This window comes from Phycicoccus sp. Soil802, from assembly GCF_001429605.1.
Taxonomy (GTDB): Bacteria; Actinomycetota; Actinomycetes; order Actinomycetales; family Dermatophilaceae; genus Pedococcus.
Window position 1 is genome coordinate 399,401 of the sequence record NZ_LMSS01000004.1, and the last position, 12,752, is coordinate 412,152.

General features: G+C 71.4%; 12 protein-coding genes. 3 read left to right on the forward strand and 9 right to left on the reverse strand.

Annotated features, from left to right (window positions below):
- Positions 1–28: 28 nt before the first annotated feature.
- From ASG91_RS11035 to ASG91_RS11075, 9 genes are all read right to left on the reverse strand, one after another.
- Entirely contained in the window at positions 29–874 is an 846-nt protein-coding gene (locus tag ASG91_RS11035; RefSeq protein WP_056922671.1) for a glycosyltransferase family 2 protein, read from the reverse strand.
- Complete coding sequence (locus ASG91_RS11040) at positions 871–1,893, reverse strand: glycosyltransferase (RefSeq protein ID WP_056922672.1); 1,023 nt, start codon at positions 1,891–1,893, stop codon at positions 871–873. The genes ASG91_RS11035 and ASG91_RS11040 overlap by 4 nt, the downstream gene beginning before the upstream one ends.
- A complete protein-coding gene (locus tag ASG91_RS11045; RefSeq protein ID WP_056922673.1) occupies positions 1,890–2,957 on the reverse strand; it encodes a glycosyltransferase family 4 protein in 1,068 nt (355 codons plus the stop codon). Before ASG91_RS11045 ends, ASG91_RS11040 begins: the two co-directional genes overlap by 4 nt.
- Positions 2,945–4,030 (reverse strand): glycosyltransferase, encoded by a 1,086-nt coding sequence (locus tag ASG91_RS11050; protein ID WP_200961282.1) that lies wholly within the window; start codon positions 4,028–4,030, stop codon positions 2,945–2,947. The genes ASG91_RS11045 and ASG91_RS11050 overlap by 13 nt, the downstream gene beginning before the upstream one ends.
- Positions 4,031–4,171: 141 nt before the next feature.
- A complete protein-coding gene (locus ASG91_RS11055; protein ID WP_056922675.1) occupies positions 4,172–4,879 on the reverse strand; it encodes a GAF and ANTAR domain-containing protein in 708 nt (235 codons plus the stop codon).
- An 80-nt stretch (positions 4,880–4,959) separates the two neighbouring features.
- Positions 4,960–5,604 carry a DUF1989 domain-containing protein gene (locus ASG91_RS11060; protein WP_056922676.1) on the reverse strand — a complete coding sequence of 215 codons (645 nt, stop codon included), beginning with the start codon at positions 5,602–5,604 and terminating at the stop codon, positions 4,960–4,962.
- On the reverse strand, positions 5,601–6,335 hold the full coding sequence (gene gntA / locus ASG91_RS11065; RefSeq protein ID WP_056922677.1) for a guanitoxin biosynthesis heme-dependent pre-guanitoxin N-hydroxylase GntA: 735 nt from the start codon (positions 6,333–6,335) through the stop codon (positions 5,601–5,603). Before gntA ends, ASG91_RS11060 begins: the two co-directional genes overlap by 4 nt.
- Positions 6,336–6,338: 3 nt before the next feature.
- On the reverse strand, positions 6,339–6,836 hold the full coding sequence (locus ASG91_RS11070) for a hemerythrin domain-containing protein (RefSeq protein WP_056922678.1): 498 nt from the start codon (positions 6,834–6,836) through the stop codon (positions 6,339–6,341).
- Between the two features lie 96 nt (positions 6,837–6,932).
- The gene (locus ASG91_RS11075; RefSeq protein ID WP_056922679.1) at positions 6,933–7,487 is read right to left on the reverse strand and encodes a hypothetical protein; all 555 of its coding nucleotides are present in this window, start codon (positions 7,485–7,487) and stop codon (positions 6,933–6,935) included.
- A 288-nt stretch (positions 7,488–7,775) separates the two neighbouring features.
- Between ASG91_RS11075 and leuS the strand changes: the two genes are divergently transcribed.
- The 3 genes from leuS to plsY all read left to right on the forward strand — a co-directional run bounded on the left by leuS (position 7,776) and on the right by plsY (position 12,343).
- Positions 7,776–10,673: a leucine--tRNA ligase gene (gene leuS / locus ASG91_RS11080; protein ID WP_056922680.1), complete on the forward strand. Its 2,898-nt coding sequence runs from the start codon at positions 7,776–7,778 to the stop codon at positions 10,671–10,673.
- Between the two features lie 174 nt (positions 10,674–10,847).
- Positions 10,848–11,711, forward strand: a complete 864-nt coding sequence (locus ASG91_RS11085; RefSeq protein WP_056922681.1) for a DegV family protein — start codon at positions 10,848–10,850, stop codon at positions 11,709–11,711.
- Positions 11,708–12,343, forward strand: a complete 636-nt coding sequence (gene plsY, locus ASG91_RS11090) for a glycerol-3-phosphate 1-O-acyltransferase PlsY (RefSeq protein ID WP_056922682.1) — start codon at positions 11,708–11,710, stop codon at positions 12,341–12,343. Before ASG91_RS11085 ends, plsY begins: the two co-directional genes overlap by 4 nt.
- Positions 12,344–12,752: the final 409 nt, after the last annotated feature.

Consider the following 12,752-nt stretch of genomic DNA (forward strand, 5'->3'; position numbering starts at 1 on the left):
CACTCGTGCCGGGCGGCAACCGGTGGCGTCAGGTCTTGACGCGCCAGTGACCGGTGGCCGGGTCCAGCTCGGCGAGGTGGCGCGCCTCGAACTCGGCCAGCCAGCCCTCCATCGGGAACCAGCCCCAACGGTCCCGGAACACGTTGGCGTTGCGCACGATCGAGTGCAGGTGACGGACCGGCGGCACCTCGCTGCCGTGGTGTTGGTGGTATGCCGCGGCGCCGCCGACCCAGAGCAGCTCACCGTGGGCGGCCGCGAGCCGCTGGCCGAAGTCGGTGTCCTCCGCCCCGTAGCCGGAGAAGGCCTCGTCGAAACCTCCCAGCGCCCGCCAATCCGGAGTCCGCACGGCGAACGACAGCGACCAGAACAACCTGACGTCCGCTCCCGCCAGGACGGCGTCGCGCACCGGAGCAGGACGGCTCGGGTGCGGCTCGGCACGCTCGGCCAGCCCGGGGAGGCGGTAGTCGCGCGGGTGCGCCACCGCTGGCAGGTAGCGCACCTCGCCGCAGGCCACCACAGGCGCTGACGCGAGGTCGGAAGCCAGCACGGCGGCATACCGCTCCACCGTCGTCGGCTCGGGGATGCAGTCGACGTCGAGGAAGACCAGCACCTCCGCCCCCGCCGCGACGGCGGCCTCGGCGCCGGCGTTGCGGGCGCGGGCCAGGGGCAGGTCGGCGGGGTCCGCCGGCAGCTCGACCACGAGGGCGTCCGGGTGCTGCTCGTGTGCCACGTCGGCGATGTCGGGGTCGCCCATGGCGACGACGACGTAGTCGTCGGGTTGCTGGGTCTGCTGGAGCAGACCCCAGCCCTGTCCGCGCAGGTGCTCGTGGCGACCGTGCGCGATGGTCACCACCGCGGTGCGTGGGCGGCTCATCCGCGCACCGGGACGGGGAGGCCGACGGTGCTCAGCCGGGTGGCCGCGTCTGCGGCGCCGTGGCCGGTCGACCACCGCGCCCACCCCGCTCCGCCGCGCGACAGCGCGAGCCGCAGCAGCCCCGGCCAGGCGGCGGCGGGCGGCCAGGCGTCACAGCCCACCGCGATCCCGTGTGCCTCGACCTGGCGGGCGGTGGCGCCCTGCTCGTCGAAGGGCCGTGGCTGCGCGACGACGACCGCCGGACGCCGGGCGGCGGCCACCTCCGCCACGGCGTTCTGACCGGCGTGCGTGACGACCACGTCCGCCTGCTGGAGCTGCTCCCAGAGGGGCGTGTCGGAGGGGACGCCGGGGGAGCGCTCGACCCAGGTCCAGGACGGCGTCGCCGCCCTGGCTGCCTCGAGGTCTGCGGCCGTGGTCGTCCGACCGCCGGCGCCCCAGAGCACCAGCACCGTGCCACCATCGACGGGAGCACGTGGGGGAGGCGGTGACGGCCGGAGGTGGTCGAACCGAGAGATGCCGCCGACGAACCAGGCCTTCATGGCCCACTCGCTCGGCCACGAGGTGTCATGAGTCCCCTTGGGCCACGGGGCGAGCAGCGCGTCGGCGGTGTCGTAGGCGAGGCGGTGGGCGCGGTCGCGGCGTTCGCCCGGCATGGCGACGACGACCGTCGGCACGCCACAGAGCCGCACGAGCAGCGCGACCTCGACGGAGACGTCCACGACGACTGCCCGGGGCTGGTGCTCGACGACCCAGGCCGTGATCTGGGCCGAGCGCCGCGCCAGCCCGGCATCTCCGCGGGGCACCCAGTGGAGGACCCCGTGCGCGCTCGGGTCGCCGTGCCGGGCAACGACGTCCGGGTCCTGGTCGTCGTCACGCGCGAGCTGGGTCCAGCCCGAGCTCCAGCCCTCTGGTGCCGGCGCGGAGCTGAGACCCCAGACCGGTTCGTCCAGCGCGGCGGCGACGCACTGCAGACGGGTCAGGTGGCCCACGCCCTGGTGGTGGGCGTAGTAGCCGATCACGCCGCCCGGCCGATGGTCGAGGTCAGCCGCACGTAGTGGGCGAGGTAGGCGTCCACCATGGCGTCCAGGGAACAGTCGCTCTCGGCGTGCTCCCGGCAGCGCGATCGGTCCAGGCTGCAGACCCCGTCGACAGCCGCCGCGGCCGCGTCCACGTCGCCCGGCTCGACCAGCACCCCGCAGTGCGGAGCGACGAACTCGGGCAGCCCGCCCCGCCGGTAGCCCACCACGGGCGTCCCGCAGGCCAGCGACTCAGCGGCGACCAGCCCGTACGGCTCGTCCCATTCCGGCGTGACGACGAGGGCAGCGCTGGAGCCGACCAGGTCTCGCAGCGCCAGCACGTCCAGGTGCCCCAGGTAGTCGACCGTCGGTCCGAGCAGCGGCTCGACCTTCGACCGGAAGTAGTCCGCGTCGCCGACCGGGCCGGCGAGGCGCAGGTGGCGGCCGCTGGCCAGCGCGATGCGGATCGCCTCGTGCGGCGCCTTCTCGGGCACGATGCGGCCGACCCAGACGAGGGCGTCGCCGCCGGGTCCGGGAGCCCAGACCGACGTGTCGACACCGTTGTGCACGACGGCGGCCGAGGTCACGTGCGCCCACTGCCGTGCGGTGTGGTGGCTCACGGCCACGAAGCGGCTGCGGCCCTGGTCCATCAGGCCGATGGTGGGCTCCAGCCAGGGCGTCGGGGGCGTGTGCAGCGTCGTGAGCATCGGGGCAGCGCAGGACTGGGCCAGGGCGAGGGGCAGGAAGTGCAGGCTGTTGTTGTGGATCACGTCGACGTCCGAGCGGTCGCGCAGCTCGAGCATCACCTGGAGGTAGGCGTGGTGTTCGCGCAGCCACGCCTCGGGAGGCATCGACACGTCGGAGCGGGCGAGCTCGCTGAGCTCGAGCGGACGCACGGTGAGCTCGCGGGCCCCAAGGGCCGGGTCGCTCCCCGGGCCGGCGAAGAGCGTCACGTCGACACCTCGCTCGCGCAGGCCCCGGACGAGCGCCCAGGTGAGCGACTCGAGCCCGCCGGCGAACGGCTGGCGGAGCGGGTGCCTCGCGGCGGCCAGGATCACGACGTGCATGCGAGCCTCCGAGCCAGTGCGGCCGCATAGACCTGCTCGTGCGCGCGGGCGACGTGGCGGCGTTCGGTGTGCCGCGTGGCCACCGACGCGCGCGGTGCGGTCCCGCCGGCCAGCCAGTTGGAGTGGGCCGTGCGCACGGCAGTGACGAGGGAGGTGGTGCGCTCGGGGCCGTCTGCGGCATAGCTCAGGCAGGGACGCTGCTCGGCGTAGAAGCCGCAGTCCGGAGCGGCGACCCAGGTGCCCAGGTCGTGTCCCGCCTCCAGCCAGCCCGAGTGGGTGCCGAACTGGTAGGGGAGCACGGAGACGTCGAGGCCCTGGAGGTAGCCCCAGAGCTCGTCGTCGCTGAAGTAGTCGTGCACCTTCAGCTCCAGCGCGCCACGCTCGGCCAGAGCGGTGAGCCGCGAAGCGAACACCGGCTCGTGGCGCGGGAAACCGGCTGTGATGACGTCGGTGTGGGCGTCCACGCGGAGGCGGGCACCCGGCATACCCGGCATCGCCTGGACCAGCGCCTCGACGAGGGGCAGGGGGTCCATGTTGGCGCGCAGGCTCTTGGCGTGGAGCCCGACCACGAACGCCTCGCGCGGCGCGCGCGGACGGCGGAGCCACTCGTCAGGCACGACCTGGGGGTGGGGGAGGACGGTCGCGTCGCGACCCCACCGGGCCCGGATCGTCGCAGCCGCCCCGGGGGTGAGCGTGATCAGGGCGTCGGCTGCCGCCACGAGCACCCCCAGCTGCGCGTCGTGGAGCTCCGCAGCCTCGTGGTGGGGGTTGCGCAGGTCGTGCACAGTGAGGACGAGCGGCTTGTCGTGGCGGTGCAGGGCGTCGACGACGTCGCGCAGGTCGTCCGGCGACAGCGCGTCGAAGCCGAAGTGGACGTGCATCAGGTCGAAGTCGGCCGCGTGCTCGTCGACCCAAGCGCTCGTGAGCATGCGCGGCGGCCACCACGGCGAGTCGGGGGAGCTGTCTGCGGGCGGGTCGGGCAGACGCACCACGCGGGTGCGGTCGGGTGCGGGCGGCGACAGGTGCCGCACGTAGACGTGACCTGAGGGGACAGAGGCGACGACGAGGCTCAAGGCTGACCTTCGGAAAGGGGCGTCGAGCGCCATGGGCGACCCGACTGGGGCAGCAGGCGCATGGCTTGACCGGCTCTGGACTTCTCAGGTCAACGTAACCCGTCACGCCGACAATGGCGACCCCCTGTCGCCCCGGGTCGCTCAGGACAAGGTGGCGCGGTGGCTCTCGTTGATCTTCTCGGCCAGGGCAGCGAGCTTGGTGTTGGTGCGGCTCGAGGCGCTCCGGAGGATCTCGAAGGCCTCGGTGTCGCTGACCTGGTGGGCTGCCATCAGCAGACCGATCGCCTTTCCGATCTCGCGGTTGCTCTCAAGGCCCTTGCGGAGGTTCTCCGCAGTGGTCTGCCGCTCGGACGCCGCGAGCGACACGGAGGTGAAGGCGGCGAGGACGGCCCCGACGTCGACCGACTCCTTGGTGAGGGCGCCGGGGGTGTCGGAGAAGACGTTGAACGCGGCCCGGCTGCCGAGTCCGTCCATGAGCTGGTAGCCGATCATGCCGCGGACCGGGGTGCGCGCCAGGGTCAGCTCGGCCAGCCGCGGCCACTTCGAACCGGAGCTGATGTCGGAGTCGTGCTGGACGGAGTCCTCCACGATCGCATCCACACACGGTCCCTCATGTGCCTCGGACTCCAGTCGGTCCATCTGCCGTGCCACGTCGTCGGAGGCGGCGCGGGTCCGCAGCTGCTCGTTGGCGTCGAGGGTCGAGATGCACGCGTGGTCGGCCCCGGGGATGACGTCCACGGCCGTCTGGCAGATCGCTGTCAGGATCTCGTCAGAGCCTGACCCCGCGTACACGAGCTCGGCGAGGGCGGCGAAGGCCTCAGTGGCCTCGTGGGGGATGCGTGTCTCCATGGGGTCAGTATCACCCGAACCGCGCCCACCGGGTACAGCGTCCTCCACGAGCCCCACCTGCGGCGTGGGCAGGTCGCCGGTCATGCGCCGGCCTGCGCTGACGCTGGGGCTGCCCCGACCCCCGTCTCGCGCTCCCGCGTCAGGGAGAACTCGATGGGCTTGCACACGCCGCCGTTGGACTTCTCGGCAGAGCAGGCCGTCAGCCCGACGTGCAGATCCATCTCGGCGCGCACCACGAACCGGTCTCCCGCGACGGACGTAGGAGGGTCGATGTGCAGCTCACCACCGGGCTCGGGCCACACGTTCATGAAGATGTTGAGGGTCGTCCCGATCTCGTCCGGTCGGACCCCGAAGGGCGCCAGTCCCGTCGACAGGTTCTCCAGGCAGCTCGGGTGGTAGGCGCCGTCGAACTCCGGGTAGAGCAGGTCGAAGGTGTCCTGGCTGCACGGTGTGAGCAGGAAGTCGTGCCGGCCGCAGGTGTCCTCGACCACCGTCAGCATCGGGCGGCTCCGGTTGCTGTAGAGGGTGTGACCCGTCGTGAGGAAGATCGTGTTGGCGTAGTCGATCGTCCGGCCGCTCGACAGCTTCTCGTCGTGGTCGTCTGCGGCGAAGCAGAACAGGTCGCTGACCTGTCCGCCCTGCGGATCGACGACAGTCAGCAGCTCGCCCGCCCGGAGGAGGAAACCGGTGCCGGTCTGCGGTGCCAAGGTCGTCGTCTCACTCATGGGGTCTCCTCGTCATCGAAGCTGGCCGGCGCCGCCCAGTCCTCGGGCACGGACCGCCCGGAGTACTGCCTGGCCTCGGAGCTCCGTCCGTGGTCGGCGACCATCGGGTTCAGAGACCCTTGGAGCTCTGCGTCGCGGCGCCTGATGGTGTCACGCATCCGCCCGAACCGGTCCGAGGCGCGAAGCTCCTCGAACTGCTCGTGCAGGTTGAAGACCAAGGTGGGCAGGGGAGTCCTCCGGGCGATGCGGGACGACTGCGGGTGCAGACCGACGACGAAGAAGGCCGTTCCTCCGACGCTGAAGGCGAAGTGGGGGTTGTCGGGGTCGTCGGAGACCCGCGGGTCCCACGGCTGGCTGTCGGCTTCGTACAGCAGCTCCAGCTGGCGCCACAGGAGCGCCTCGAACTCGGGCTCGCCCGAGACCTCGGACGCCCGGAACACGGCGACGAGCGACGCGAAGCCGGCCGCGCAGTCGGTCTCCCGACCGAAGTCCGTCAGGGCGCGGAGCAGGGTCTGCGTGCTGGCCTCGGTGGCCAGCCGCTCGAGGACGACGACGGTGGCCCGGTCCCGGTTGAAGACCGAGCGGGCCCCCAGGCACGGGTAGTCGGGGTGGAGCACCATCGACTCCAGGGCCTCTGCGATCTCCTCGGGAGGGCTGGCGGCGTCGTGCGCGAGGGCAAGCTGGTCGAGCAGGTCCGGGAGATCCGGACCCTGGTGGGCGGGTTGGGCCACGTCTCAGGACACCACCGCGTCGACGGCCTTCGCGAGCGCGCTGGGCTGGGCGGGGGAACGAGGTGCCTTGCGCTTCGCCTCGAGCAGCTGGGCGCCGAGGTCACGGAGCTGGTTGCGCCCCAGTCCGTCGCGGACCTTCGGGAACCAGTCCTGCTCCTCCTCGTCCATGTGGTGCCGGACGTTCTCGATGAGCACGGTGGTCTTCGCCTCGAACCGCTCGTCGCCGGGCTTCAGAGCCGCGAGCTCCATCACGAGGACATCGGCGACGTGGTGCTCCTCGTACGACTCGAGCACGTCGTCCTCGAGCTGGGGCAGCAGGCGGCGCACCTCGGGGTACATCACCTCGTTCTCGATGTACGTGTGGACGGTCAGCAGCTCGATGACCTTCTTGACGATGGTCCCCTTGCGGGCCTTCGTGGTCGTGGACTTCTCGAACTCGCGGAAGAGGGCGCGGACCTCTTTGTGGTCGTCCTTGAGGATGACGATGGCGTCGCTGGACATGGGGACTCCTGAAGTGAATGGGGGCGGGGCGCAAGGCGGTTCGCGTCCCGAGCCTGTGCCCTACCCCGCGACCCCGCCGCCCAAACCTCACCGGGGTCAGGCGCCTCCGACGTGGCGGGGCTCCCCGAGGTGACCGTCCGGGTCGTGCTCCAGGAGGAGCAGGTCGACCAACGCGGCTGCGACACCGACCAGCGCGGCACCCATCACGGCCTTGGACACCAGGCCCAGGTCGGCGTGGCTGCGGTCGAAGCCGGACGAGTAGTAGACCGTCCAGAGGAGCGCGAGGCCGCTGGCCGCCAGGAGCGCCCCCGGCGCACGGGGATGGACCTTCGAGCGGGCGATGGAGATCCCGAGGAGGACGAATCCGAAGCACACGGCAGGGGGCGAGTACAGCAGACCCTGGAGCAACACCGTGAAGCCCGCCCAGCCGACCCAGGAGCCGGTGTCGAGTCCCTCGGCCAGCAGGTAGCCGAGGACGGCGGTGCCGAGGAGCAGGAAGGTCGCCACATCCAGCAGTGCGCCGGCGAGGGGTTGGAGGGTGACCTCGCGGGCCCGCACGGACCAGTAACCGAAGAAGACCAGACCGCCCACGGCCCCCGACACCGGTGCGACGCGTCGCAGCCAGGCCGCCGGGCCACGGGTGCTGTCCATGGCCCGAACGTACGACCTCGCATCGTCCACGGCATCGTCCGATCTGCGTAGCCCGAGGAGGACTGGCGGCCTCGTCGCGGGCAGTGGGCACGTGGCTGCTCCCGCGCTCGCTGCGGTAGCCTGAGCGCATGGCACGGTCGCTGCTTCTTCCCGAGCCGCGTTGACGCTTCGGACCACAGGTCCACGTCACCGCGGCCAACCCCTCCTGCGTGAGGGGTTGTTCTGTGTCAGGGGTCAGGTGGGCACCCGACACGACAGGGGAAAGCGACCAACAGACGTGAGGATGAGATGAGCGAGACGCCGCACCGCTACACCGCCGAGCTGGCCCAGCAGATCGAGCTGGCCTGGCAGGACCGCTGGCAGGAGGAGGGCACCTTCCACGCGCCCAACCCCGCCGGCCCGTGGGCCGAGCCGGAGAAGGTCGCCGGCCGCGAGAAGCTGCTCGTGCTCGACATGTTCCCCTACCCCAGCGGCGCGGGGCTGCACGTCGGCCACCCGCTGGGCTACATCGCGACCGACGTCTTCGCGCGCTACCACCGGATGACCGGCAAGAACGTCCTGCACTGCCTGGGCTACGACGCCTTCGGCCTGCCGGCCGAGCAGTATGCCGTGCAGACGGGTCAGCACCCTCGCAAGACGACCGAGGACAACATGGTCGTGATGAAGCGCCAGCTGCGCAGGCTGGGGTTGGGTCATGACGACCGGCGCACCATCGCGACGATCGACCCCGGCTACTACAAGTGGACGCAGTGGATCTTCACCCAGATCTACGACGCGTGGTACGACCCCGAGGCCGTGCGGCCCGACGGCGGCACGGGGCGGGCCCGCCCGATCACCGAGCTGGTGGAGCAGTTCGAGTCCGGTGACCGCCCGACCCCGGGTGGTCAGCGCTGGTCCGAGCTGTCACCGGCTGAGCGGTCCGAGGTCCTCGACGACTTCCGGCTGGCCTACACCTCGCAGGCGCCGGTCAACTGGGCCCCCGGGCTGGGCACCGTGCTGTCCAACGAGGAGGTCACCAACGACGGGCGCTCCGAGCGGGGCAACTTCCCGGTCTTCAAGACCAACCTGCGCCAGTGGATGATGCGGATCACCTCGTATGCCGACCGGCTGGCCGACGACCTCGACCGCGTCGACTGGCCGGACAAGGTCAAGGCCATGCAGCGCAACTGGATCGGGCGCAGCCAGGGCGCGCGCGTCGCCTTCCCCGTCGTGGGCCGCGATGCCTCGATCGAGGTCTTCACCACCCGACCCGACACGCTGTTCGGGGCCACCTTCATGGTGCTGGCGCCGGAGCACCCCCTGGTCGACGAGATCGTCCCGCAGGGCGAGTGGGCGGCCGACACCAACCCGGCGTGGACCGGTGGCGAGGCGACGCCGGAAGCCGCCGTCGCGGCATACCGGCTGGCTGCCTCGCGCAAGAGCGAGGTGGAGCGGCAGACCGAAGGCAAGGACAAGACCGGTGTCTTCACCGGAGCCTTCGCGACGAATCCCGTGAACGGGCAACAGATCCCGGTCTTCATGGCCGACTACGTGCTGATGGGCTACGGCACGGGAGCGATCATGGCGGTGCCCGGTCAGGACCACCGCGACTGGGAGTTCGCCGAGCAGTTCGGGCTGCCGATCATCCGCACCGTGCAGCCGTCGGAGGGCCACCCGGACGACGAGCCGTTCACTGGCGAGGGCCCGGCGGTCAACTCGGCCAACGACGAGGTGTCGCTCGACGGGCTGGGCGTCGCCGAGGCCAAGGCGGCGATCATCGAGTGGCTGGCGGCCAAGGGATCCGGGCAGCCGACGGTGAGCTACAAGCTGCGCGACTGGCTGTTCAGCCGCCAGCGCTACTGGGGCGAGCCGTTCCCCATCGTGTTCGACGAGGACGGCGTCAGCCACGCGGTCCCCGACTGGATGCTGCCGGTCGAGCTGCCCGACGTGCCCGACTACTCGCCCAAGACCTTCGAGCCGGAGGATGCCAGCAGCCAGCCCGAGCCGCCGCTGGGACGCGTCGAGGACTGGGTCAACGTCGAGCTCGACCTGGGTGACGGCAGGGGCGTGCGCAAGTACCGCCGCGAGACCAACACGATGCCCAACTGGGCCGGATCCTGTTGGTACTACCTGCGTTACCTGGACCCCGCGAACGACGAGGCGTTCGTCGACCCCGCGAACGAGGCGTACTGGATGGGCCCGCGAGCGACTCCGGTCGCGACGGCGCCCGCGGGTGCCACCGACCCCGGTGGCGTCGACCTGTACATCGGTGGCGTCGAGCACGCGGTGCTGCACCTGCTCTACGCCCGCTTCTGGCACAAGGTGCTGTACGACCTGGGCCACGTGACGAGCGACGAGCCGTTCCGCAAGTACTTCTCGCAGGGCTACATCCAGGCGGCGGCCTACCGCGACGACCGCGGCCAGCCGGTCGAGTCGTCAGAGGTCGTCGAGGCGACCGACCCGGACAGCGGCGAGGTGAGGTACACGTGGAACGGCCAGTCGGTCGCGCGCGAGTACGGCAAGATCGGCAAGTCGCTGAAGAACGTCGTCAGCCCGGACGAGATGTTCGAGCAGTACGGCGCCGACACCCTGCGCGTCTACGAGATGTCGATGGGTCCGCTGGAGCTGAGCAAGCCCTGGGAGACGCGTGCCGTCGTCGGGGCGCAGCGGTTCCTGCAGCGGTTGTGGCGCAACGTCATCGACGAGGAGACCGGCGAGGTGCGGGTCGTCGACGCGCCCCTGGACGACGCGACGGCCAGGGCGCTGCACCGCACCATCGACGCGGTCTCGAAGGACTTCCCGACGCTGGGCTTCAACACCGCGATCGCGCGGCTGATCGAGCTGAACAACGCGCTGACCAAGCTCGACGCGGTGCCGCGGGAGGCCGCCGAGAAGCTGGTCGTCATGGTCGCGCCGCTGGCCCCGCACATCGCCGAGGAGCTGTGGCAGCGACTGGGCCACGACGAGTCGATCACCTTCGGGACCTTCCCGGTGGCCGACCCGGCGCTGCTGGTGGAGGACACCGTCACCTGCGTGGTGCAGATCAAGGGCAAGGTGCGCGACCGCCTGGAGGTGCCCGCCGACATCACCGAGGACGCGCTGCGCGAGCAGGTGCTGGCGCTGCCCAAGGTCGTCGCCGCCACCGAGGCAGGCATCCGCACCGTCATCGTGCGGGCGCCCAAGCTGGTCAACGTCGTCCCCGCCTGACCTTTCGCCCCACCTGCCCCAGCTTTATCGGGTCTAGGGACAAGGTTGACCTTCACCACGGAACGGTTCCGGGGTGAAGGTCAACCTTCTGGGGTGAAGCCGACGTGAGGCCGGACCTCGTGGTGAGCGAGGTGTGCGCCCGCGGTATGCCGCCCGCACCGATAGCCTGCGCAGGTGAGCGTCGCGATCGTCACTGACTCCACGGCATACCTGCCGGACTCGGTCGTCGACGCGCACTCGATCCAGGTCGTGCCGCTGCACGTCATCGTCGGCGGCACGGAGTTCAGCGAGGGAGTGGACATCACCACCGCGGAGGTCGCGGCGGCGCTGCGCTCCTTCAAGCCGGTGTCGACCTCGCGACCGTCGCCGCAGTCCTTCCTCGACGCCTACGAGAAGGCGGCGGCCGGGGGAGCGGAGGGCATCGTGTCGGTGCACATCTCCGCCGACATGTCCTCGACCGTCGAGTCCGCCCATCTCGCCGCACAGCAGTCGCCCGTGCCGGTCACGGTCGTCGACTCCCGTTCCCTGGGCATGGCGATGGGGTATGCCGTGATGTCGGCCGCCCAGCTGGCCGAGCAGGGTGGGTCGTTGGAAGACGTGGCAGCACAGGCGCGTTCGCGCGCCGAGGCCTCGACCGTGGTGTTCTACGTGGACACGCTCGAGCACCTGCGCAGAGGTGGTCGGATCGGCTCCGCCTCGGCCTTCCTCGGGTCCGCCCTGGCCATCAAGCCCATCCTCGGACTCGTCGACGGGCACATCCGCCCGCTGGAGAAGGTGCGCACGTCGTCGCGCGCCCTGGCCCGGCTCGAGGAGCTCGCGGTGTCGGCCGTCGAGAAGTCCGAGACCGGAGTCGACATCGCGGTCCACCACCTCGACTCACAGTCCCGGGCCGACGACCTGGCCGCGCGGCTGACCGCTCGCCTCGAGGAGCTCCCGGACGACGGAGACGTGCGGGTCGTCGAGCTCGGCGCGGTGGTCGGGGCCCACGTGGGGCCGGGCACCATCGCCGTCGCGGTGTCGCCCCGGCCTGCGCCATGACCGCAGTCGCGGACGTGTCGACGGGGGAGCTGGTCGAGGCCGTGGTGGCGTCGCTGGCGGCCTTCGTCGTCGGTGCGGTCAACCCCGCGACGATCCTCGCCAAGCTCCTCGGCAAGGACCTGCGGCACTCCGGGTCGGGCAACCCCGGCGCCACCAACGCGGGTCGGGTGCTCGGCGCCCGCTGGGGCGTCGTCGTGGGGGTGCTCGACGTCCTCAAGGGCCTCGTCCCCGTGCTCGTGGCGCAGCAGCTGCTCGGCACCGTCACCGCCCTCTTCGTCGGACTGGCGGTGGTGCTCGGCCACATCTGGTCACCCTTCCTGCGGGGGCAGGGCGGCAAGGGCGTGGCGACCTCGCTCGGGGCGATCCTGGCCGTCCAGCCGTGGTTCGGGCTGGGGATGGTGGTGGTCTTCGGGCTGCTCGTCTGGCGGATGCGGTGGGTGGCCGGGGCGTCGGTGTCCGCGTGCCTGTTGCTGCTCCTGCTCGGGCTGCTGACCTGGTTCCGGTGGGTGCCGTTCGGGACGCGCGAGACCGGGGCCTGGTGCGTGCTCCTCGCGCTGGTCGTCATCTACCGGCACCGCCGCAACATCGAGCTGTGGATCTCGGCGCGACGCGACGCCTCGTCCACAGGCTGAGGTTCGCCGCCCAGTCGTCCACAGGTCGCTGACGGCGCGCTGTCGCGGTGCGGTTGGGCTTCCTACCGTGCCGGTATGCCGTCCCGTCGCCGACCGTCCGAGCCCTCCGCCCGCGTCCGGGCCCTGTTGGAGTCGACCGACCGACGGGCCGTTGCGCTCGACGCCGGCCGTCCGGTGGGCGAAGGGCTGCCGTGGCTTCCCGAGCGCAGCTGGGTCGAGACACCCGCTGCGGCGAGCGGGGGTCCGTTCGCCGCATCCGACGCGACGAAAACTGCTGTCCCGCGGCTCCGGAGGGGACTGGCGTTACGGGGAGGTCGCGCCCGCTGCGGTCGAGCCACCGAGAGCCGCGCACGGCGCTGACCGCTCGGGCCGCCCGGCGCAGCCTGCCCGACCGGGCCGGCACCGACGG